This is a genomic window from Polynucleobacter sp. UB-Piko-W3, assembly GCF_018881635.1.
Taxonomy (GTDB): Bacteria; Pseudomonadota; Gammaproteobacteria; order Burkholderiales; family Burkholderiaceae; genus Polynucleobacter.
The window spans coordinates 1028761-1049978 of sequence record NZ_JACVPY010000002.1; the positions used below are offsets into that span (position 1 = coordinate 1028761).

20 protein-coding genes are annotated in these 21218 nt (G+C 44.7%); 10 read left to right on the forward strand and 10 right to left on the reverse strand.

The window, feature by feature from the left end; translation table 11 throughout:
* The first annotated feature begins 2 nt into the window (after positions 1 to 2).
* A complete protein-coding gene (locus ICN31_RS05615; RefSeq protein ID WP_216259415.1) occupies positions 3 to 1004 on the forward strand; it encodes a tripartite tricarboxylate transporter substrate-binding protein in 1002 nt (333 codons plus the stop codon).
* 89 nt (positions 1005 to 1093) lie between these two features.
* Here the strand turns inward: ICN31_RS05615 and ICN31_RS05620 are convergent, their stop codons facing one another.
* The 3 genes from ICN31_RS05620 to ICN31_RS05630 are packed head-to-tail and all read right to left on the reverse strand — an operon-like array spanning position 1094 to position 4679.
* Complete coding sequence (locus ICN31_RS05620) at positions 1094 to 1714, reverse strand: hypothetical protein (RefSeq protein ID WP_216259417.1); 621 nt, start codon at positions 1712 to 1714, stop codon at positions 1094 to 1096.
* Positions 1714 to 2961 (reverse strand): exo-alpha-sialidase, encoded by a 1248-nt coding sequence (locus ICN31_RS05625; protein WP_216259419.1) that lies wholly within the window; start codon positions 2959 to 2961, stop codon positions 1714 to 1716. Before ICN31_RS05625 ends, ICN31_RS05620 begins: the two co-directional genes overlap by 1 nt.
* Complete coding sequence (locus ICN31_RS05630; protein ID WP_216259421.1) at positions 2958 to 4679, reverse strand: glycosyltransferase family 39 protein; 1722 nt, start codon at positions 4677 to 4679, stop codon at positions 2958 to 2960. Before ICN31_RS05630 ends, ICN31_RS05625 begins: the two co-directional genes overlap by 4 nt.
* Before the next feature lie 173 nt (positions 4680 to 4852).
* Between ICN31_RS05630 and ICN31_RS05635 the strand changes: the two genes are divergently transcribed.
* From ICN31_RS05635 to ICN31_RS05645, 3 genes are all read left to right on the forward strand, one after another.
* A complete protein-coding gene (locus ICN31_RS05635; RefSeq protein ID WP_255530922.1) occupies positions 4853 to 5194 on the forward strand; it encodes a c-type cytochrome in 342 nt (113 codons plus the stop codon).
* Positions 5195 to 5208: 14 nt separating this feature from the next.
* Positions 5209 to 6483 carry an NAD(P)/FAD-dependent oxidoreductase gene (locus tag ICN31_RS05640; protein ID WP_216259423.1) on the forward strand — a complete coding sequence of 425 codons (1275 nt, stop codon included), beginning with the start codon at positions 5209 to 5211 and terminating at the stop codon, positions 6481 to 6483.
* A 106-nt stretch (positions 6484 to 6589) separates the two neighbouring features.
* Positions 6590 to 7048 carry a phosphate-starvation-inducible protein PsiE gene (locus ICN31_RS05645; protein WP_088525041.1) on the forward strand — a complete coding sequence of 153 codons (459 nt, stop codon included), beginning with the start codon at positions 6590 to 6592 and terminating at the stop codon, positions 7046 to 7048.
* Position 7049: 1 nt separating this feature from the next.
* Here the strand turns inward: ICN31_RS05645 and ICN31_RS05650 are convergent, their stop codons facing one another.
* Positions 7050 to 8519: a TAXI family TRAP transporter solute-binding subunit gene (locus ICN31_RS05650; protein WP_216259425.1), complete on the reverse strand. Its 1470-nt coding sequence runs from the start codon at positions 8517 to 8519 to the stop codon at positions 7050 to 7052.
* A 77-nt stretch (positions 8520 to 8596) separates the two neighbouring features.
* Here ICN31_RS05650 and ICN31_RS05655 point away from each other — a divergent pair, with 77 nt between their 5' ends.
* Positions 8597 to 9298, forward strand: a complete 702-nt coding sequence (locus ICN31_RS05655) for a pirin family protein (RefSeq protein WP_216259427.1) — start codon at positions 8597 to 8599, stop codon at positions 9296 to 9298.
* Between the two features lie 23 nt (positions 9299 to 9321).
* Here the strand turns inward: ICN31_RS05655 and ICN31_RS05660 are convergent, their stop codons facing one another.
* The 4 genes from ICN31_RS05660 to ICN31_RS05675 are packed head-to-tail and all read right to left on the reverse strand — an operon-like array spanning position 9322 to position 13059.
* The gene (locus ICN31_RS05660) at positions 9322 to 10305 is read right to left on the reverse strand and encodes a tripartite tricarboxylate transporter substrate binding protein (protein ID WP_216259429.1); all 984 of its coding nucleotides are present in this window, start codon (positions 10303 to 10305) and stop codon (positions 9322 to 9324) included.
* Positions 10306 to 10334: 29 nt separating this feature from the next.
* Positions 10335 to 11384 carry an Ldh family oxidoreductase gene (locus ICN31_RS05665; RefSeq protein ID WP_216259430.1) on the reverse strand — a complete coding sequence of 350 codons (1050 nt, stop codon included), beginning with the start codon at positions 11382 to 11384 and terminating at the stop codon, positions 10335 to 10337.
* Positions 11385 to 11390: 6 nt separating this feature from the next.
* Positions 11391 to 12140: a GntR family transcriptional regulator gene (locus ICN31_RS05670; protein WP_216259432.1), complete on the reverse strand. Its 750-nt coding sequence runs from the start codon at positions 12138 to 12140 to the stop codon at positions 11391 to 11393.
* Entirely contained in the window at positions 12127 to 13059 is a 933-nt protein-coding gene (locus ICN31_RS05675; protein WP_088525031.1) for an SMP-30/gluconolactonase/LRE family protein, read from the reverse strand. Before ICN31_RS05675 ends, ICN31_RS05670 begins: the two co-directional genes overlap by 14 nt.
* A gap of 141 nt (positions 13060 to 13200) precedes the next feature.
* Here ICN31_RS05675 and ICN31_RS05680 point away from each other — a divergent pair, with 141 nt between their 5' ends.
* Positions 13201 to 14136 carry a 3-hydroxyacyl-CoA dehydrogenase family protein gene (locus tag ICN31_RS05680; RefSeq protein WP_216259434.1) on the forward strand — a complete coding sequence of 312 codons (936 nt, stop codon included), beginning with the start codon at positions 13201 to 13203 and terminating at the stop codon, positions 14134 to 14136.
* On the opposite strand, the gene ICN31_RS05685 is transcribed toward ICN31_RS05680, so the two are convergent.
* Positions 14123 to 15268 carry a mandelate racemase/muconate lactonizing enzyme family protein gene (locus ICN31_RS05685; RefSeq protein WP_216259436.1) on the reverse strand — a complete coding sequence of 382 codons (1146 nt, stop codon included), beginning with the start codon at positions 15266 to 15268 and terminating at the stop codon, positions 14123 to 14125. The two genes, ICN31_RS05680 and ICN31_RS05685, sit on opposite strands and share 14 nt — an antisense overlap.
* Before the next feature lie 64 nt (positions 15269 to 15332).
* Between ICN31_RS05685 and ICN31_RS05690 the strand changes: the two genes are divergently transcribed.
* The 4 genes from ICN31_RS05690 (at position 15333) to ICN31_RS05705 (ending at position 19225) form a co-directional block, all read left to right on the forward strand.
* Positions 15333 to 16295 (forward strand): tripartite tricarboxylate transporter substrate binding protein, encoded by a 963-nt coding sequence (locus ICN31_RS05690; RefSeq protein WP_088525034.1) that lies wholly within the window; start codon positions 15333 to 15335, stop codon positions 16293 to 16295.
* A gap of 25 nt (positions 16296 to 16320) precedes the next feature.
* Complete coding sequence (locus ICN31_RS05695) at positions 16321 to 17868, forward strand: UxaA family hydrolase (protein ID WP_216259438.1); 1548 nt, start codon at positions 16321 to 16323, stop codon at positions 17866 to 17868.
* A gap of 62 nt (positions 17869 to 17930) precedes the next feature.
* The gene (locus ICN31_RS05700) at positions 17931 to 18911 is read left to right on the forward strand and encodes a DnaJ C-terminal domain-containing protein (RefSeq protein ID WP_216259440.1); all 981 of its coding nucleotides are present in this window, start codon (positions 17931 to 17933) and stop codon (positions 18909 to 18911) included.
* 5 nt (positions 18912 to 18916) lie between these two features.
* Positions 18917 to 19225 (forward strand): chaperone modulator CbpM, encoded by a 309-nt coding sequence (locus tag ICN31_RS05705; RefSeq protein WP_216259442.1) that lies wholly within the window; start codon positions 18917 to 18919, stop codon positions 19223 to 19225.
* A gap of 6 nt (positions 19226 to 19231) precedes the next feature.
* Here ICN31_RS05705 and ICN31_RS05710 read toward each other — a convergent pair whose 3' ends face one another.
* Positions 19232 to 21154 carry an ATP-binding cassette domain-containing protein gene (locus ICN31_RS05710; RefSeq protein WP_216259444.1) on the reverse strand — a complete coding sequence of 641 codons (1923 nt, stop codon included), beginning with the start codon at positions 21152 to 21154 and terminating at the stop codon, positions 19232 to 19234.
* Positions 21155 to 21218 lie beyond the last annotated feature (64 nt).

Here is a 21218-nt window from a genome sequence, read left to right on the forward strand (position 1 = left end):
AGATGGAGATCAAAGTGAAGATTAAGAATTTCTTATTTTCTGGAATGACTGCGGCCCTGACTGCAAGCGCACTGCTGAGCGGCAATGCCATGGCAGAAAAAGACTGGCCAAGTAAGTCGATTACCTTAGTCGTACCATTTGCTGCTGGCGGACCAACTGACACTGTTGCACGATTAATTGCGGCGCCAATGGGACAAGCCTTAGGCCAAACCGTAGTAGTAGAAAACGTCAATGGTGCAGGCGGCACGATTGCATCGACTAAAGTAGCACGCGCTGCACCAGATGGCTATACCATTTACTTGCACCACATGGGTATGGCAACAGCAAATGCACTCTATGACAAACTTCCCTACGATCCAATGACTAGCTTTGAATACATTGGCCAAGTAGCTGACGTGCCAATGGTGCTCTTGGGTAAGAAGGATTTGCCACCAAATAATTTCAAAGAGTTAGAAGCCTATATCAAGGCAAATGGCTCAAAAATCACGATGGCTAATGCCGGTCCAGGCGCGGTGTCACAGCTTTGCGGCTTGTTATTCCAAAGCCGTATGGGCGTGAAACTTACTAACATCCCTTACAAAGGGACTGGCCCAGCACTAACAGACTTATTGGGCGGCCAAGTAGATCTGCTTTGCGATCAAACGACCCAAACCATTCCTTATATCAAGGACGGTCGCGTCAAGGCTTATGGCACTACCACCATGAAACGCTTACCTGCAATCGCAAACGTACCTACTTTGGATGAGCAAGGCTTAAAAGGCTTCGAGGTTAAAGTGTGGCATGGCATGTACACACCAAAAGGTGTTCCAAAACCAATCTTGGATAAGCTCAATGCTGCGTTGAAAAAATCACTCAACTCACCTGACGTGAAAAAACGTTTAGAAGATGCCAACATTGATATCGTCTCGCCAGACAAGATGACTCCGAATGGCTTAAAGACTCACCTTGAAGCAGAAGTGAATAAATGGGGTCCGATTATTCGTAAAGCGAATATCCCAGACTAAGTATTTACTGCATCAAATAAAAAGCCAGCAACATGCTGGCTTTTTTCCTTCTGAAGACTCAATCTCGTATTTTCTCAACCCCGCATTTCTTAACCTGGTCTAAATAAATAACCAGAACGGGCTTTATCTCTGCGTCTTCTATAAAGCGCCCCAAACACTGCTATCAATGACCAGATGGCTAAGAATGGGTCTAATAAGTAATCCCACAGATTGGCAGACTCATGCCAATGCGCCGCCCACGCAAGAATACCAATTGCAATGATCCAAACGCCCTTACTCCAATTGGCTAGACCACACACTACCGCAAAAAGTAAGACTGCAATAAAAAAGAGGACTGATTCATATCCCCAAGCATAGGGATCGATCATGCCAATACCTAAGGCCAGCGGGTAAAAGACAATAGCAATACAAGCTATAGAAACTTTAAATGCAAATGGAGTAGGCTTTCTTCCCGACAACAATGAAGTCCAAAGTAATAACATCGTGACAATACTCAGATCACCAATAACACCACGCACATAAGCAACCAGCGGTAATTCCATGCCGAGCCCTAAGGGCCAGAAAAAGAGATTGCCGAGCAATAGAATCAACAGTACTTTTGTCGTGAGCGAAAGCTCTTGGGATGATGTTTTTTGCAATAGCAATATCATCACTACTGCACACGTAATGGATAGCTCAACTAAAGCAAAAATCTGCATGAGGTGATTCATTATTTAGCCTCCTGAGAAATGATATTTGCTGATGGAGTGTCGAGCTGGCTTTGAGCACGCTTTAACCAGGCCCCGGAGAAGTATCGATGACGAATCTTCTTGCGATCCCAGGTATAGGCCAAATGTGCATCATTACCATCAGTGCTAATGAGGTATGGATAAGAAAACTCTTTGCACTGATCTGCTGGCAAGGCCTCATCATCTTCCACTACTTCAATCACTTGCCACTGCCCAGATTTGGGATCAGCCATCATCAAGGCTAAGCGATAACGCCCTGCTTCAATATTATTTAAGACCAAAATTCGGGCACCGCTATTGAGTATCAAACCAGCTACTGCAGAATTGGGGTTGGCAATCGGTAAATCTGCAACTGACTGCCATGATTGACCTGCATTGAATGTTTCGCTAACGGGTACTTGCTTTGCATAACCCGCTCTTCTTGTTTGACGGAAATACGCAGTTGCGTCTTGAGCATCATTTACAAATACCAGTGGCTGAATGGCGCTTCGGCCTGAGCTCATACGACGCTTATCAATGACTTGTCCGGCATCAACCCTTAAGAATTCACCGAAGCGTCCGATCCACTCATGATACGCAGGCAAACCTAGACGGCCATCGGCAAACGCAATAGCTGGAGACTTCACTAGAGTGCTGATATTAATCAGAGGGGATCCAATCAGGCGCTGTGGATTAGACCAAGTCAAACCTTCATCATCCGAAATCACGCTAGAAATTGAGCTCCCTGCCCAGCCCCCAATCGAAACCGTAACAAAGAATAATTGTAAGCGACCATCTGCCATTCTGGCAGGGACTGGATTACCGAGTTTAGAGATGTAACGTGATAAACCCTTTTCAGCACTCACTCTATCCATGACAACAGTAGGAGCACTCCAATTGGATGACTTAGGATCAAAGACGGCACTATTTATCACAACATCTGCTGCGCCTTCACGACTACCGGCAAACCAAAAAGCTCGAAGAGCGCCATCCTTCAATGCAATCAGAGATGCTGCGTGTACTGAAGCGGCGCCTGTTTCTGGCAACCAAGTACTAACGGGGCTTGCAATGTTTGCCTTACTTGGAGTATTTTGGTTTTTAGGTTTTGGGGCCGAGGCTACCTCTAATTCCTCTTCAACTGGAGTAACTATCTGTGTTGCGAATGGCGCCCAAGCTGGTCGACTATCAATATGCAAGAATCCGAGTACTGCAGTTAGCAATAAAAAACAGAGGGCAATAACACGGCTCATCTACAAACATCCTTAACATTAGAAAGATCCGGGGCGATCACCGGTGTTACAACTAGATACTCATTCACAAAAAGATACTTTCCGATATGGCCTTGTAACATCTGCTTGATTTCTTCATCAGAGTGGCGTGCACGCATCTCCATTCTCTGCCCAACAATCTGACAGGAGTCGCATAGCTCTGGCTTAGCCCCCAATGGTGCATGGACTGCCACGATAGGATAGGAACTTGTTAGCTTGCTTACTTCAGCAGCATCTTTAGCCAAATAGCCATGGAGCTTGGCTCCGGGCAACAACAATCGGTACTCTTCATCTTTGGCGCGATAGTCACAAGGTATCCAAACATCCTTACCTTGAACTTGCGTAATCGTTTCAACCGAGTAACGGCCTAGCTTTGCCTCCAAGGGAGTAAGGCTACTGGTCAGCGCGCAATAAGTCAAAAAACATCCTGCCAATGCAAGCGTCTTCGAATGATTACGCCTCAGTAAACCTACCAAAACAATCACCAGACTTCCAGCCATCAATATCCAGTGGCAATAAGAGTAGGTCCATGTGAATAGATCTTCCATGAGACCAGAGAATTGCAGATTGATACCTATCCACAATAGAAGTGAAAGAGCTAGCATCTGCAGTAGCAAGGCAATCCGAAAGCCCCACAAAGGCAAGCGCTCCCAATGCAAGGCAATCAAGGCAGCGAATGCTGGCATGACTGGCAACAGATATCTGCCAGAACGCTGACTCGGCAAAGTAAAGACGATCAAAAATGCAACAATGAGCAGTAACAGAAGAATTTCTTCTAAGTTTAAGAAGCGGCGTTCACGCCAGCATTGCCATAAAGTTGAAATCAATACAAAAGTAAATAAACCGGCATTAGCCAATGTCGTTAAAAGTAATAGCCAAATACTGTCGCCGCCACGCAGAAGATCTAATACGTAGTTAGCGTTTCTGGCTGCAAATTTGCCAGCATTTTCGCCAAGAACAAATTCTTTCCAAATGGCTTCTGGGTTTGGGTCTAAGGCAAACCACAAGGCAAATACCGCTAAAGCCAATAGGCCAGCGATGCAAACTTTATATAGATCATGGGTGAGTGTTTTTGGAATACTCCACTGCCGCCAGCGCCAGTAGTAAAGGCCTAGGGCAAAAGTGGCAGGCGCGATGTATGCAAAAGATTTGGCAAATAGTGCCAGGCCAAAACAACTGCCAGCCAATAGCGGGAAAAAGAGCTTAGATTCGAATGCGCCCTTACCCCAATAGAGCAGCGCCATAAATGGCAAGCTAATCCAAAAGACTTCTGGTGGGTCTGCTAAGAAAGGACGTCCATAACGATAGGTGGCAAAAAAAGAAAGCCATACCAAAGCTGCTAACAAACCAGTTTGGGTTTTACCGCTAAAGCGACGAACCGCTAAAAATAAGAAAAAAGCGGTAAGTCCTGTATAGAGGACACTAGGCCAACGTAAGCTCGCTAGAGACCATTGACCTGCCCAATGACTAGAAGCAAGACCTTGCCAAAAAATGAGTGGAGGCTTGGTATTTTTGATTCCGTCCATTTCAGACTGCAAGGGTAGCCAATTACCGACCTGCGCAGTCATGCGGACTATATGCATATAGGGGTACTCGTCCCCGTTTTTAGGTGCAAACCGACTATCTAAGCCATAAAGATAGGTAAATACACCTAGAAGCAGTATCAGAAGAGCAGAACGGTAAGAAAATAAGCCACGCATCCCTATAGTTTATAGGTATGCAGGAAGATCAGAAAAAAGTAGACTCCACCCCTTTTTGGAATGAGCTTATGAGAAATGAATATGAAGCAATTCTCACTTTTCTCAGAACTTCTTGTTTAAGATGCTACTAAGCAAAAATGCAATACATTATTTAAGAAATAAACCAATTGGAGATGGACCCCATGCGAGCAAAGTATCTCAAACCCGCAATCCTAGCAGTGCTCTATATCGGCTTTAGCCAATGGAGTAGTGTTGCCCTTGCGCAAAACGCTGATGCCAGCAATTTATACAAACGCGGCCTTGCTGCTACCTGCGCTAACTGTCACGGCACTGACGGCATAGGAGTGCCTAATGCTGGTATGCCCATAATCAATAATTTAACAAGCGAGCAAATGCTGACTCAATTGAAGGCATTTAAATCTGGCGCTCGTGAAGGAACCATCATGCCGCAGTTAGCCAAAGGCTACTCTGATGAGCAACTTGCAACTATCGCCAATCAGCTTGGTAAGAAATAATAAGGAAGCCCATCATGGATCGTCGACACTTTATTGGTCAAAGCGCAGCAGCGCTTGGTTTGCTTGCAGGCTTCTCTGGCCATGCTCGTGCTAATTTACAAAAAGCAGAAATTCTTGTTATTGGCGGTGGTTATGGCGGCGCTACTGCTGCTAAATACTTACGCCTGTTTTCGAATAACACTGCCAAAGTAACGCTCATTGAGCCAAATGCTTCATTTATTTCTTGCCCGCTATCTAATTTAGTGGTGGGTGGCTCACGCACTTTATCAGAGCTCACTTCACCTTATGACAATCTGAGCAAGCGTCATGGTATTAAAGTCATTCAAGATAGCGTTGCCAGTATTGATGCAGATAAAAAAACCGTCAAGCTAGCCTCAGGTAAAACCTTGCGCTACGACAAGGCCATTGTTTCTCCTGGCATTACCTTAATGACCAATACCATTGAAGGTCTAACTCAGGCAAACAAAGATGGGGTGACCTTACAAGCTTGGAAAGCCGGTCCTGAGACCGTTGCACTTCATAAGCAGTTGGCTTCTATGAGAGATGGCGGAACATTTGCCATCAGCATTCCAGAGGCGCCGTATCGCTGCCCTCCTGGCCCATATGAGCGTGCTTGCCAAGTAGCAAACTACCTGAAAAAGAATAAGCCGAAATCTAAGGTACTGATTTTAGATGCTAACCAAGATGTGACATCCAAGGGTGCACTCTTTAAGAAAGTTTGGGCTGAGCAATACACTGGCATGATTGAATATTTACCAAAACATAATGTCACTGCGGTTGATGCAAAAACTAAAACAATCAAGCTTGAAGTTCAAGACGATATTAAGGCTGATGTATTGAATTTACTGCCCGCGATGAGTGCTGGTGAAATTGCAGTCAAAACTGGATTAGCAAATTCGAATGGTCGCTGGGTGAATGTGAACTTCCTGAACTTTGAATCTACAGCGCAAAAGGATATCCATGTATTAGGTGACTCAATACAAATTGCCCCAGCAATGCCCAAGTCTGGTCATATGGCTAATTCACATGCCAAAGTGGCGGCCGCGGCAATTGTGGCTGAGCTCAGCGGCTGGGAAATAAATCCAGCACCTGTTCTCACTAATACCTGCTACAGCTTCGTGAATGAGCGTGAAGTTGTGCACGTTGCCAGCGTGCATCAATACAATGCCGCTGAGAAGACCTTCAAGACTGTTCCAGGATCTGGCGGACTATCGCCGGCACCATCTACGCTCGAGGGTGTTTATGCCTGGGGCTGGGCTCACAATATCTGGGCTGATAGCTTAGGGTAATAAAGAGGGGCGCTTCCGAAAAAAGGGGCCTTTGGGCCTCTTTTTTATTCCCCTAAACCTCATTGCGAAATATACTGAAGTCCACCAAAAAAACAATGGAGTTTTTATGAGCATGACCCCAAACTCACCAAAAGATGCCTCCAAGCTAGAGGCAACCGTTGAAAAGTGGACGGTACCGATTGGCAATCTATTTGTCTCTCTATTCCATCGGATCGCATTATTTGGCATTGGCGCTGCAACCGTCTGGTCTTCCGCCGTCGCCTTCATAGGAATGGTAGATAAAGGATCTGCTTCTATTGAAGATTTGCTCTTACTATTCATCTACCTAGAGATTGGCGCCATGGTCGGCATTTATTTCAAGACTAATCACATGCCTGTGCGGTTTTTAATCTACGTGGCAATCACCGCGGTAACCCGACTCATTATTGATTTGGTTAATACTAAGCATGAGGCCGACCTTCCCATTCTCTACATGGGCATCACAATCCTTGTACTAGCCTTAGCGAATGCAGTAGTACGTTACGCCTCTTTTAAATACCCTAGCAAATCGAGTGAGAGCGAATAGTTTATGAATGGGGCTCTACTTTAGGGGGTTGCTCTATAGGAGCAACCTCTTGACCCTCAAAAGTTTGTACAGCTTCAATAATTTGATAAGGCTGCACACCGCGGTTTAGGCAGTTACGGACATAATCAATACTGGTGCGCAAAGAATAGCACTCACTTGCTAGACGTTTAGATACCTGGATCGTCAGCGCCCGATACTCGAGGACATCCAATCTCTTCAAATACTCGTCTAACTGACTCAGATCAAAATTAGCAAGCAACTCTTGCTCCAGGCTCTTCAAGTCCGCATACAAGCGATTGATCTTATTTTGCATACGCCGGGTTCTAAAACCTGGCAAAGCTTGTAATAGTGGGTAGGCAATAATTAGAAACGGTAAAACCATAAACACAACATGATTTACTAGTTCTGCAAGCCAAAATGGTAAGTACGAAAGCAAGGTAACCAAAAGCGGATAGTTATTATTCTCGAAATGAACAGCTACGGGGCTCTCTGGAAACATCGTATTTTTAAAGGACGGGAATTCTCCACGGTCGGCAAAGAAAGTAGCTTTACCATTAATCTCGGTAGCCGCTTGGAGAAATAAAAATTGAATAGCCGGATGCATACGGTCATCAATTAAGAGATTGGTGGTGGTAGCCAGCATTTTGATATCTGCTCTAGGGAAGTTGCGCTTTAAATCAAACGCCCCTTCAGGCACATTCAACACTTGTAAGTAAGGCTCTAATTTCGCGTACGCTCCAGCGCGCTGAAATGTCCCAATTTGTAAAGTCGGATCCTTTAGTAAGGTCTTTATGTTTGGAGAGTAATAGGCATCCACCATAAAAACACCATCTATCTCTCCATTTTGGATTGCCTTGACGGCTTGATCTCCAGGCAAATTCACAAAGTCTGGTCCAGGCTCATAGCCTGAAAGCTTTAACAGTTTGATGGCTTGCGCATATGTGCCGCTACCCTCAACGCCAATGGAGATCTTTTTTGTCAGGAAATACTTCAACCCCCTATCTACACCATGAAGTTCTTTAGAGTTGAGCTCGGAACCACGATAGAAAAACCAAATAGGGTTATAGGCAATAACGCCTAGAGACTGAATACCAGCAGTGTCCTTGGTAGAAACGACCCCAGCCTGGACAAACGCTACTTGCAAAGGATCATTGCGATCTGACAAACGATCAATATTTTCTTGCGCCCCCTTCGTCGGGACTAACTCTAACGTAATGCCCTTTTTGGCAAAGAATTCTGCATACCGTTTTCCCAGGATCTCGCTCGCACTACCAGGGCCTCCTGTTGCCATCATCACATTCCGCGGGGGTGGCGGATCAGCGTATATGCCGATACCTACGATGATCAACAAAAGAAGAACTAAAATCGGCCAGGCCTCTTTTACGAACTGAACAAAGTCGAACCACTTCTCTTGGGCGCTCTCGAAAAGCCCTAGAAAAGTTTCATGAACGTTCTGTTTGAAGCTTGCCATACTTTACCAATCAGCAAATATTCTAAAAGCTAATGATAATGTCCTTATTGATATTGCTATAACGAAAGCTTAAACCCATGCTCCAACTACGAAAATCAGCAGATAGAGGCTATGCAGACCACGGTTGGCTTAAAAGCTTCCATTCCTTCTCTTTTGCCGGCTATCAGAACCCCCAATTTATGGGCTGGGGGAACTTAAGAGTCATCAATGAAGATCGCGTAGCAGCCGGAATGGGTTTTGGGAAACATAGTCATCGCAATATGGAAATCATTAGCTATGTTCTCTCTGGTGAATTAGCCCATGAAGATAGTATGGGCAATATCGAAGGTATTCCTCCAGGGGATGTGCAACGAATGAGCGCTGGCTCTGGCGTCACGCATAGTGAGTTCAATCATGCGAAAGACCAAACAACCCATTTCTTACAAATCTGGATTGAGCCTAATGTTTTGGAGATTGAGCCAAGCTATGAACAAAAGACAATTCCACTTTCTGATAAACAAGGCAAGCTACGCTTAGTCGCCTCACCAGATGGCGCAGAAGGATCTGTAAAAATATTTGCAGATGCGAAGATATATGCCGGTTTATTTGATGGGCAACAGTTAGCACAATTGCAGCTTGATCCGAAACGCAAGGCTTATGTTCACCTGATTCAAGGATCACTAGATATCAATAGCCAGACTCTGGAGAGTGGAGATGCACTTCTGATTGCAGCTGAAAGTCAATTGGCTATCTCCAATGGAAAAAGCGCTGAAGTCCTTGTATTTGACCTCAGCGCTTAATGATTTTGAAAAGACGTTTTAAATTAGTCTAACTTTATCTTTGCCTTCTCTATCACCACTTTCCAGCGGGCAATATCTGAGAAATACAAATCTGAGAACTGTTGAGTATTCATTGGGGCAACTTGGACACCAGCCTTCTGGAAGCGCTCTTTCATCTCTGGCGTTTCTAAGATTTTCAGAATGGAATTATTGAGTTCCTTAATGATGCTGGGCGAAGTTCCTACGGGAACAAATACACCCTGCCATAAAGCCATTTCATAACCTTTAACGCCTGCCTCTTGCATTGTCATTAATTCAGGAGCACCACTAAAGCGACTTTTACCAGTCACGGCCAATGCTTTGGCTTTATCGCCCTTATATAAGGGCAGCCCTACTGGCATACCAGCAAAATAAAAGTCAATTTGTCCGCCAACTAAATCTGTAGCTGCTGGTGACCCACCTTTATAGGGAATATGAATCGCCTGTAAACCGGTAGTAGCTAAAAATAATTCGCCTGCCATATGATCTGAATTCCCGATACCAGAAGAACCAAAACTCAATTTTCCAGGATCTACTTTAAGCATTGCAATGAGATCAGCAACAGACTTGGCAGGAGAATTATTATTCACAATCAAAATATGGGGAGTAGCTGCAACTCCAACTACTGGCAGTAAATCTTTTTGCCCATTAAATGGCAATCTTGGATTAGCTGCTACATTAATTGCTAAGCCATTTTGCGCAAACAGAATGGTATATCCGTCTGGAGCGCTCTTAGCAACAGCATCAGCAGCCAAGCTACCGGCTGCACCACCACGATTCTCAACAATGACGGGCTGCTTTAAAGCAAGACTCAGATCATTGGCGATCATCCTGCCCACAATGTCAGTAGAGCTACCTGGTGCATAGCCAATCATCATCTTGATAGGCTTATCGGGGTAAGCAGCAACAGCGAAACCCGCGAGTACCGGAATCACTGTCAACGCTGCTGCAGTGTTTAATGCTATGTTTTTTAATAATTTTTTAAACATATTGTCTCCTCCAGTAATAATTTCAATTCTTATAAATTCAAAGTAGCGATACCGCACTCATTAGCGCAGGCATTTAATGCCTCTAGTAATTCCGGTGACACTGGAATACCTAAACGCCTTCTCTCGGCCATCATCTTTGCAGCACCTTCTCCTGGCACTCGAATTTCTTTAACGCCAGGTAATGTTGCTGAGTTTTTCAAATCTTCTACTAAAGCAATCACTCTACTGACAAACTCCTCCTTGTTTCCAAAAGCACTTGGATCAACTGCAATAATGGTTTGTCCAGTATTCGTTACCAAATCATGGTGTACGTTGAAATCAATCGTACCTTTTCCTACGGCAGCATTATTCAGTGCGCCTGCAAGCAAACCAATCATGACAGCCAAACCATACCCTTTGTAGGCGCCAATTGGCAATAAGGAGCCCTCTGCAGCTCTTTGAGGATCTGTAATGGGCTTACCTTGTCGATCGATCATCCAATCATCCGGTATTGACTCGCCCTTCTGGGCTGCAACTTTCACTTTTCCATAAGCAGCCACTGTGGTGGCAATATCTAGGAGAACCATGGGGCCTTCACCCGCTGGTACAGCAATTGCAATCGGATTGGTAGAGAGTAGCAAGTCAATGCCGCCCCATGGCGCCATATGATTGGCGTTACCAACAGCCATATAAATACCAATGTAGCCTTGTTCCGCTAATTTGCGAACATACACTGATGCCGCGCCTGAATGATTGCCGTAATGACTACCAATCCAACAGACACTATGTTTTTCTACCTTTTCAATCGCTAGATCAACCGCTCTATTCATCACCAGATGGCCCAAAGCATTATCACCATTAATCAATGCTGTTGCACCTTGCTCACGCTCTATCCGAATATTGGGATTGAGATTAACGCCACCCGCACGAATTCTCTTTAAATACGCAGGTAAACGAAAAATACCATGGCCATCAGCCCCAACTAAATCAGATTGCACCATTAAATTGGCAATGATGTCTGCGTCGGCCGCAGGAACCTGTTGTGATTGAAGCGCCTTTGATATAAAAGCTTCGGCATCGGTGATGGATAAATACTTCATAGTGACTTAAATCTCTGAGCTCGCTTTAAATTCCATACTATAAACATACTTACTTTCTGGGTGATGCGTCACTGATACCTCAAATAACTTATCTTGATCATCAAAATATCGACGAATAATTACTAAGCAAGAGGGATTGTTTTTGATGTTGAGTTTTGCGGCAATTTCTGACGATGCTGGCGCAGCATACACATCAACCTCTGCTCTCTGGATCCTCGCTCCATACTTTTTCTCTATCTGCTCGTACACCATCACCTGTGTGTGCTCTGGATCTTTTGTTAAAGACGCAAATTGAGGCAAGATATAAATATCAGTCCAAGCAATGATTTCTTCAGACCGCTGGTGCTTACGCATACCCCCAATGTGATACCAAGAGGAGCCAACAGGCGCTTTCACAATCAGACTTAATAGCTCGTCTAGCTCAATATATTCTTCGACTAAGTTTTTACGATAAGTGTCACGCGAATAACTCAAAATATCGATCGGAGAATCAAAGCTTTGAGTGAAGCGCCGCAAACGCTGCCTAGATATAACTTTCGTAGGTGCGCCTTGGCGACAATAAATCAGACCACTCGCCTCCAGAATTTGCAAAGCATGGCGCAAGGTATGCCGACTAGATTCAAAATCTCTACATAAATCGATCTCGGCCGGCAATACAGAGCCGACCGGCCAATCACCGTTATAAATACGCTGCTCTAGCGTGTTTGCTAAAGATTTATATAACGGTAGTCTTTCTGACAATTTAGGTGAGTCCAAACATTTTTTTGCCTGCGATTGGGAGACGAGCCTTCAAGATGTCGCCGGATAAGGATTCTGTGATGTAGAGATCTTTTCCATCAGCACCACCAAAACACATATTGGCTAAATGATGATGGTGTGGGTTCTCTGAGTAAATTAAATGGGTAGGCAGCATATTGTTATCAAACCTCCAGATGCCAATCCCTAAGTGGCAAACCAATAGCCCATTTTCAGAATCCATCTCAATACCATCAGGACCTGCAACACCGCCTGTGAGCTGAACTGCCACACCAGTCTTAGATACCGAGCCATCAGCCATCAGAGGTAGTCTCCAGATCTGCTGAGATCTGGTAGCGGCTACAAATACATGTTTTTCTTGAGTATTCAATGTAATACCGTTAGGACTTGGGACGTTAAGTGCCAAGCGATCTAATTGGCCATTGGCACGCAATCGAAAGACACGCCCTGTTGGATCTGCAATGCCAGTTTGACCTTGGTCCGTGAAATACAAATCGCCATTTGAGGCAAAGTGCAAATCATTTAAGCCTTTAAAGTTCTCGCTATACATTGAACCCAAAATGGTTTCAATTTTTCCAGTCTTAGGGTCTAAAGCGATTAAGCCTGCCTTGTAATCGCAAATGAATGCACGCCCATCTTTATGAAACTTCAAGCCATTTGGCCAACCATCGTATTGGGTAATTAATTCCCACTCGCCTTTTGTATCGATACGGAAAACGCGGCCAAAAGGAATGTCCACAAACCACAAATTTCCGTCGCGATCAAATGAAGGGCCCTCTAAGAAGCACTCCACTTCTGCGCCCTGACGATTTGGATCAGACCAACCCGTGCGAGATTTTTTCCTAAATTTCTCAGGCATCGTTGAAAAAACTTCTGTTTTGATTTTCTCAACAGGCTGGAAGGGGTTGTGCATCGTCATGAAGGGAGCTCCTAGAGTAAGTTATACGGATAAGTAATCTTTATTAATAAACTATTAAAACATAAATAATGATAACCTTATGCGTCAATTGATCTGAAATGATCAAACTCAATTTTTACTTAACCGCATAGGTTTAAAACGATGAAATCTGTAGCTGTCATTGGAACTGGAATCATGGGTGCTGGCATTGCTGCCGGCTTTATTGCTAAAGACATTCCCACCATTATTTTGGGTAGGTCTAAAGATAAGGCAGATGCCTGCTTAGATAAGGCTATTGCTCTTGCAAAGAAGATTGGCATGTCAAAAGACAATGCAGCTAAAGATGATTCCGAGATTAAGAAGCTGCAATTCGTTGGAATATTGGAAGACTATCAAGACTGGGAGCAATGCTACTGGGTTATTGAGACGGTAGCAGAAAACCTTGAATTAAAGCAAAAAGTATTTCAATACCTTGATCAAGTCGTACCAGTGGATATTCCTATTGGGAGCAATAGTTCAGGATTCCCAATAAGCAAAATTGCAGACGGGCTCAAGACAGCTAATCGCATGATGGGTGCCCACTACTTTATGCCAGCTGAAGTAGTGCCATTAGTAGAAATTGTCATGGGGCAAAAAACTGATATCAAATATGCCGAACGGGCCTGTTCGCTCTACAAAGCGATTGATAAGAAGCCAGTTTTAGTTAAAAAAGATATCCCTGGGTTTTTAGCCAATCGCATTCAGCATGCCTTGATGAGAGAGGCACTCTCTCTGGTGCAAGAGGGCATCGCTACTCCAGCTGATATTGATGATGCAGTGAGATATAGCTTTGGCTTTCGCTACGCTGCAGTGGGCCCAATGACACAAAAAGAAATTTCCGGGTGGGACGGAATGGCTAATGCCGCAAAAGAAATTTATCCATCCCTATCGAATATCACTAGCCTTCCACCTAAGGTAGTGCAACTCATGGCCGAAGGAAAAACAGGTATGAAAGCTGGGGAAGGTTTTAGAAAATGGACCCCAGAAGAAATCAAAACGGTTTCTGATTCCTACTCCCGCAGATTGAAAGCGGCTTTTGACGTTCTTAATATTGAATAATTGAGTAACCTTGAGCTACAGCATCCTTAACGCGATCCATATTAGGAGTAACGCCAACTCCAGTAGCATTGAGCTGAGCAAGATCCAAGTGACCGCGCTGCGCCGTTAATGGCTGATCACAGATATCAAAACGTAGGTATTGATTTGACATGCTAAATCCCCAGGGCACATCACCGACAGCGAAGCCGATGGAAGCGGTAGCAGCTCCGGATAGAGATGTTTCTGCAACCTTGCAAGCTAAGTTAAGTTGCAGATTATTCTTCCGCAGAATTTGGGCACAGCTCCAGGCCTCCATCACCCCCCCGGTCTTAATGAGTTTCAGACTGGCGCCATTTAGAGCATTAGCTTTCATTAACTCCATAATCTCAGCAGAGCCATGGATAGATTCATCTAGGCCAATAGCAATTGGCGAGCGCGCTTTGAGCAAAGCAAAATCATTTACAGAAGAGTCTGCGCTAATCAATTGCTCTGCAAACGATAATTTTCTAGCCTGCGGTGAAATACAAAAATGCAGGGCATCGTCTAAAGACATAGCGCCATTAGCATCTACAGAGATAATGTCTCCTTCTAGCAAATCTGAGAGTAACTGGACGCGTCTTAGATCTTCCTCTAATGACAGAGAGCCAACCTTGATTTTCCAATGTTTAAATCCTGCCTCGCGAAATGATTTAGCATCCGCCATTTCTTTTTCGGGTGCTCCACCGATCATTCTCAACAAAGGAATTTCAGTTAACTCAGTTAAGACGGCTCCAGCATTTAAGGAGCGTAGATATTTCCATAAAGAAATGGAATGCTTCTGGGTGTACAAATCAAGTAATGCCATCTCAAGACAGGATTTTGCTGATGGATTACCATACAAAATAGCATCAGAAGATTTGGCAAAAAGATTGGGGTCACTCCACTCAATAGAGCGCGCCTTTTCTACCAAATATTTTAGACTTGCCAATAGACTATCGAGGGTTTCACCAGTCATGAGGGGTGCAACAGATGCTTCGCCCCAACCTTGGCGACCCTCTTCGTCAGTGAGGCAAAGTAATACTGTTTTGGCATCCACAATTAACTCTTTGGCCATTTTGATTGGCTCAATTAGCGGTATGGATAGAGGAAAGATTGTTGCCTGATTAATTTTCATTTTTTTAACAGCATTTAAAGTCAGATTTTATAAGAATTAACACTAAGAATACGGAGAACATTACATGAGAAAAATATTTTTAGCATTGTCGCTTATTAGCATAAGCTCTATTGCTACTGCTCAGGCACAGAACTACCCTAGTCAACCCATTAAATTGATTGTTCCATTTGCTGCTGGCGGCCCTTCAGATGTTTTAGCGAGAGGATTTGCTCCTAAGCTGGGTGAGAATCTAGGTCAACCGATCATTATTGATAATAAGCCTGGTGCGGGCGCCAATCTTGCTGCAGAGTATGTCGCTAACTCCAAACCAGATGGCTATACCCTGTTTCTCATGATGGTGGGCACGCAAGCCATCAATGAAACGCTGTACAAAAAATTGAATTACAACCTCATTAAGGACTTTGCACCAGTCAGCCTGGTTGCCTCCTCATCTTTGCTATTTGTAGCAAACCCTTCTGCACCCTTTAAAACAATTCCAGAACTCATTACCTACACCAAATCCAACCCCAATAAGGTGAGCTTTGCCTCATCAGGTGCAGGCACACCACTTCATCTCGGTGGTGAGCTCTTTAATACTCAAGCAGGTACAAATATTTTGCATGTACCTTACAAGGGCGCTGCACCCGCATTAACCGATGTACTTGGCGGACAAGTTGAAACCGCTCTTGTTGGCACCCCTGCCGCACTGCCCTATGTACGCTCTGGAAAATTAGTTCCCCTGGGAATTACGAGTCTTAAGCGCTCATCAAGCGCCCCTGAGATTCCTGCAATTTCAGAGTACTTGCCTAAATTTGAAGTTGAGCTTGTTTATGCAATCGTTGCTCCCGCTAATACACCAAAAGCGGTTGTTGATAAACTGAACGCACAATTAATCAGCGTACTAAATAACCCAGAAATTAAAGGGCAAATTAATGGAAAAGGCTTTGAGGTCATTACAAGCACCCCAAATCAATTAAGCGAGTACATTAAGTCAGAAGTTGCTAAGTGGGGCCCGATTGTTAAGAAATCTGGCGCCACTGCTGAATAAGAAAATAACTCACCGAAAGAAATCCATGATTGACATGTCTGAAAAACGCCTCATCGGCCCAATCATTCGTCTCCACCCTAATGACAATATTGTCGTGGCCCGGATTGATGTTGGCATTGGCACAGAAGTACCTAGTGAGAGCTTTACTAGCCGCAGCCAAGTACCTGCCGGCTATAAAATTGCAACGAAAAAGATTCTCAAAGGTGATCCGATTCTGAAGTACAACGTGACCGTTGGCTTTGCTAATACAGATATCGAAGCGGGCACCATGGTTCATAGTCACAATACTGAGTTTCGTGAATTTGATCGCGACTATGCTTACGCTAGCGAATTTAAACCTACTCAAATGCTGCCTGAATCTGAGCGCGCAACATTTCAGGGTTATGTGAGACCCAATGGGAAAGTAGGCACACGCAATTTCATCGGGATTTTATCCACCGTGAATTGCTCCGCAACTGTAGTCAATAAAATTGCTGACTGGTTCACCCCAGAAAGATTAAAAGATTTTCCCAACGTGGATGGTGTTGTGGCATTTAGCCATGACATCGGCTGTGGCATGGAAATGAGCGGTGAACCGATGCAGTTGCTCCGCCGCACGATGGCTGGTTATGCACGTCATCCCAATCTTGCGGCCGCACTGATTGTGGGTCTTGGTTGTGAACGCAATCAATTAAAAGGTTTGATGGAGCAGGAAGACCTCACTGCAGGCACCAACCTTCACACCTTCATCATGCAAGAGACTGGTGGCACACGTAAAACGATTGAAGCCGGAATTGAGGCAGTCAAAGCCTTACTTCCAGAGGCAAATAAAGCAAAACGTGAAACGGTTTCTGCCAGCCATCTATGTGTTGGCCTGCAATGTGGTGGATCAGATGGCTTTTCATCCATTACTGCCAACCCTGCGCTAGGTGCAGCAATCGATATTTTGTCTCGTCATGGTGGCACTGGTATTTTGTCAGAGACACCTGAGATTTATGGTGTAGAGCACACCCTCACCCGCCGTGCTGCAAGTCAAGCGATTGGTGAAAAACTAATTAAACGTATTCGTTGGTGGAAAGATGAGTACTCTGTCGGTAGAGATGTGCAGATTAATGGTCAAGTGAGCCCAGGAAACCAAATTGGCGGACTAGCTAATATCTTTGAAAAATCATTGGGCTCTTCCATGAAGGGTGGCACCGGTCCACTCATGGAAGTTTATAAGTACGCCGAGCCAGTAACCACTAAAGGCTTTGTCTTTATGGATACCCCTGGATTTGATCCTGTATCCGCTACTGGACAAATTGCTGGTGGTGCAAATTTAATTGCCTTTACTACCGGCAGAGGTTCAATGTTTGGCTCTAAACCTACGCCTTGCATCAAGCTAGCCACCAATACCCCCATGTATCAGCGACTTACCGAGGATATGGACATTAATTGTGGGGAAATTTTGGATGGCACTGTTTCTGTTCAAGAAATGGGGCAACGCATATTTGAACTCTTCCTAAAAACTGCTTCTGGAGAAGCCTCTAAAAGCGAGCTTCTGGGCCTAGGTGATTATGAGTTTGTACCCTGGCAAATTGGGGTGATGAGCTAATACGCCTGTAGAATTAATCATTAGCTCAGTAAGAAAAAATACGTGAGGATTAATACAGGCTTATGAAATTTAAGGATTACTACGAAACGCTTGGGGTAGCACGCTCTGCTACCGAAGCTGAAATTAAAACTGCCTACCGCAAGCTTGCCCGAAAATATCACCCAGATGTCAATAAAGAAGCTGGGGCTGAAGAGCAATTCAAAGAAATTGGTGAGGCCTATGCCGTTTTAAAAGATACCGAGAAGCGCGCAGCTTATGATCGCTTCGGTGCTAATTGGAAAAATGGTCAAGACTTCACCCCTCCCCCCAATTGGAATGAAGGCTTTGAATACTCTGATAATAGCTTTAATAGTGGCAACCCAGGTTATGGCGGTGGCTTTGAAGGTGATCAAAGTGAATTCTTTGAATCTCTCTTTGGCAGAGGTAAGTACCGTCAAGGTGGTCGTAGTAGCCAATCACGCCAAGGCATGAACTTCAAAGGACAAGATCATCACGCCAAAATTTTGATTGATCTTGCTGATGCCTATAACGGCGCTAAGCGTACGATTGCATTACATATGCCAACGCAAGATCCCAATGGGCATGTCAGCACTCAAGAGCGCAAATTAGATGTCAGTATTCCAAAAGGAATTAAAGCTGGTCAAAATCTTCGCCTCTCAGGGCAAGGTGGGCCAGGCATTGGTGAAGGACCAGCAGGTGATCTCTATCTAGAAATTGATTTCCATTCAAATCCAATCTATCGAATTGATGGCAAGGATGTATTTATCGATATTCCATTGGCGCCATGGGAAGCGACCTTAGGCACTACAGTAAATGTGCCAACACCAGCAGGCTCTACTTTGGAGTTAAAAATTCCGGCAGGCACGATTGCAGGTCGCAAGATGCGTCTCAAGGGTAAAGGCATACCAAGTGCAGAGCCCGGTGACCTTTATGTAGTGCCGACGATTGCACTACCGCCTGCAGAAACAGAAACGCAGAAGGAAGCCTACCAACAATTTGAGAAGGCTTTTGATTTCAACCCTAGAACTCACTTGAAGGGATGATCACCATGACGAAGATCAATACCACCTGGATTGAAGCAAGTGTTGTAGAAAACGAAGTACATATGAGTATTGTGGAACTCTCACATGCTTCTCGCACTCCTCAAGAACTAATTATGTCTTGGGTGTCAGAGGGCGTTCTCAGTCCTGCGGGCTCATCACCTGAAGATTGGCGGTTTAGTGGGGACTCTCTAAAAAGAGCCAAGACTGCAGCGCATCTCACACACGATCTGGAATTAAATGTTCCAGGAGTTGCACTAGCTCTCGATCTCTTAGATGAAATCGCGCAGCTACGTGCGCGCCTCGAGCTTAAATAAGAATACTCAAGCCTCAGAGCGACCCAGGAGCAGCTCCCAGCGTTGTAGCTTTTGATCTAGCTGGCCGGTAATCTCGGTTAAGCGCGCTTGCATACTGGCAGCTAACTCAGGCTCATTCTTATATAGATCTGGATTACTCATCGCAATGCCGATATCAGCCTGCTCTGTTTCTAGCTCTTCGATTTGTAAAGGCAAGACTTCTAATTCTTGACGCTCTTTGCCATTGAGTTTTTGTACCCCACTCTTTACTGCTGGCTTTACTTCTACTTTAGGCTCTTGCTTGGCTTCGGGTTTGGGTTCTGCCTTAGTCACAGGTTTTGCATTATTGGCACGGATTTTCTCTGAACGGGCCTTTTGGATTTTCCAATCCTCGTAGCCACCTTCATACTCGCGCCAAAAACCATCTCCCTCATGAGCGATGATACTTGTCACCACGTTATCCAAAAAATAACGATCATGGCTAACCAAAAATACAGTGCCTTTGTAATCTTGTAGCAATTGCTCAAGTAAATCTAAGGTATCGATATCTAAATCATTAGTTGGCTCATCCAAAACCAGCACATTAGCTGGTCTAGCGAATAAGCGAGCGAGCAATAAGCGATTGCGTTCGCCCCCTGACAAAGTGCTTACTGGAGAGTTGGTGCGCTCTGGTGCGAATAAGAAATCACTTAAATAACTCTTGATGTGCTTCTTGTTGCCATTGATTTCGATCCACTCGCTACCCGGACTAATGTAATCTTCAAGCGAAGCATTGAGATCCAGTCCTTCACGCATTTGATCAAAATAAGCTACTTCAATGCGAGTACCCATCGTAGCACTTCCTGAGTCAGGTGCAATTGTTCCTAGAATCAATTTGAGCAAGGTTGTTTTGCCTGCGCCATTAGGGCCGAGCAATCCTACTTTATCGCCGCGCAATATCGTTGCCGTGAAGTCTTGCACAATCGGCCTATCGTAAGATTTACTGACCTCCTGCAGGTCTGCAACGATCTTGCCACTGCGATCACCTGCTGAAACGGCCAATTTCACTTGACCCATCGCATCTCTTCGCTCAGTTCGGCTAGTACGTAATTTTTCAAGACGGGCAATACGGGCTACGCTCCGCGTCCGACGAGCCTCAACCCCCTTACGAATCCAAACTTCTTCTTGGGCTAATAATTTATCTGCCCTGGCGTTAGCCAATGACTCCGCATTGAGCTCTTGTTCTTTAAGAACTTCGTATTGAGTAAAGTTACCTGGGTAGCTTCGCAGAATTCCACGGTCAAGCTCCACAATTTGTGTGCAGACGTTATCCAAGAAAGCACGATCATGGGTCACTAGAATGACTGAACCTTGGTATTCTTTTAACAACTCCTCTAACCAGGCAATCGAATCTAAATCTAAATGATTGGTTGGCTCATCTAGAATTAAGACATCGGGCACTTCTACTAAAGCGCGCGCAAGTGCCACGCGTTTTTTAGTTCCACCGGATAGCGTGCTGATCTTAAGCTCTGCATCTAAATGCAAACGATCTAGAGTTTCATAAACACGCTGCTCCCAATTCCAACCACTGAGCGCCTCTAATTGAGATTGCACCTCATCTAAGCGATGGTGGGATGCATCATCCCAGTCGCCTACGCTAAGCGCTTCATATTCTTCACGCAAGGCCTTGGCCTGAGCCACACCCTTAGAGACTGCATCAAATACCGTCTCGTTTGAATCAAAAATGGGCTCTTGGGGAACGTAAGCAATTCTTAAACCTTGCTGATATTGCAAAAGCCCATCATCCATTTTTTCAATGCCAGCCAAGATCTTTAACAAGGAAGATTTGCCAGTGCCATTGCGTCCAATTAAGCCGACACGCTCACCCGATTCGAGTGAAAAAGCAGTATTTGCGAGGAGATCTACGTGGCCGAAAGCCAGTTTTGCATCAGTAAGTACGATTAAAGCCATGGCGACATTATCGTCTCTTCCGCAAAAGAGGTGGTATTTCTGAAATTACCTAAAAATGAGCACT

Bases quoted from the DNA above. Each gene is read 5' to 3' on its own strand.
- ICN31_RS05615 (WP_216259415.1), top strand. From the start codon at position 3: ATGGAGATCAAAGTGAAGATTAAGAATTTCTTATTTTCTGGAATGACT.
- ICN31_RS05620 (WP_216259417.1), bottom strand. From the start codon at position 1,714: ATGAATCACCTCATGCAGATTTTTGCTTTAGTTGAGCTATCCATTACG.
- ICN31_RS05625 (WP_216259419.1), bottom strand. From the start codon at position 2,961: ATGAGCCGTGTTATTGCCCTCTGTTTTTTATTGCTAACTGCAGTACTC.
- ICN31_RS05630 (WP_216259421.1), bottom strand. From the start codon at position 4,679: ATGCGTGGCTTATTTTCTTACCGTTCTGCTCTTCTGATACTGCTTCTA.
- ICN31_RS05635 (WP_255530922.1), top strand. From the start codon at position 4,853: ATGGACCCCATGCGAGCAAAGTATCTCAAACCCGCAATCCTAGCAGTG.
- ICN31_RS05640 (WP_216259423.1), top strand. From the start codon at position 5,209: ATGGATCGTCGACACTTTATTGGTCAAAGCGCAGCAGCGCTTGGTTTG.
- ICN31_RS05645 (WP_088525041.1), top strand. From the start codon at position 6,590: ATGAGCATGACCCCAAACTCACCAAAAGATGCCTCCAAGCTAGAGGCA.
- ICN31_RS05650 (WP_216259425.1), bottom strand. From the start codon at position 8,519: ATGGCAAGCTTCAAACAGAACGTTCATGAAACTTTTCTAGGGCTTTTC.
- ICN31_RS05655 (WP_216259427.1), top strand. From the start codon at position 8,597: ATGCTCCAACTACGAAAATCAGCAGATAGAGGCTATGCAGACCACGGT.
- ICN31_RS05660 (WP_216259429.1), bottom strand. From the start codon at position 10,305: ATGTTTAAAAAATTATTAAAAAACATAGCATTAAACACTGCAGCAGCG.
- ICN31_RS05665 (WP_216259430.1), bottom strand. From the start codon at position 11,384: ATGAAGTATTTATCCATCACCGATGCCGAAGCTTTTATATCAAAGGCG.
- ICN31_RS05675 (WP_088525031.1), bottom strand. From the start codon at position 13,059: ATGACGATGCACAACCCCTTCCAGCCTGTTGAGAAAATCAAAACAGAA.
- ICN31_RS05680 (WP_216259434.1), top strand. From the start codon at position 13,201: ATGAAATCTGTAGCTGTCATTGGAACTGGAATCATGGGTGCTGGCATT.
- ICN31_RS05685 (WP_216259436.1), bottom strand. From the start codon at position 15,268: ATGAAAATTAATCAGGCAACAATCTTTCCTCTATCCATACCGCTAATT.
- ICN31_RS05690 (WP_088525034.1), top strand. From the start codon at position 15,333: ATGAGAAAAATATTTTTAGCATTGTCGCTTATTAGCATAAGCTCTATT.
- ICN31_RS05695 (WP_216259438.1), top strand. From the start codon at position 16,321: ATGATTGACATGTCTGAAAAACGCCTCATCGGCCCAATCATTCGTCTC.
- ICN31_RS05700 (WP_216259440.1), top strand. From the start codon at position 17,931: ATGAAATTTAAGGATTACTACGAAACGCTTGGGGTAGCACGCTCTGCT.
- ICN31_RS05705 (WP_216259442.1), top strand. From the start codon at position 18,917: ATGACGAAGATCAATACCACCTGGATTGAAGCAAGTGTTGTAGAAAAC.
- ICN31_RS05710 (WP_216259444.1), bottom strand. From the start codon at position 21,154: ATGGCTTTAATCGTACTTACTGATGCAAAACTGGCTTTCGGCCACGTA.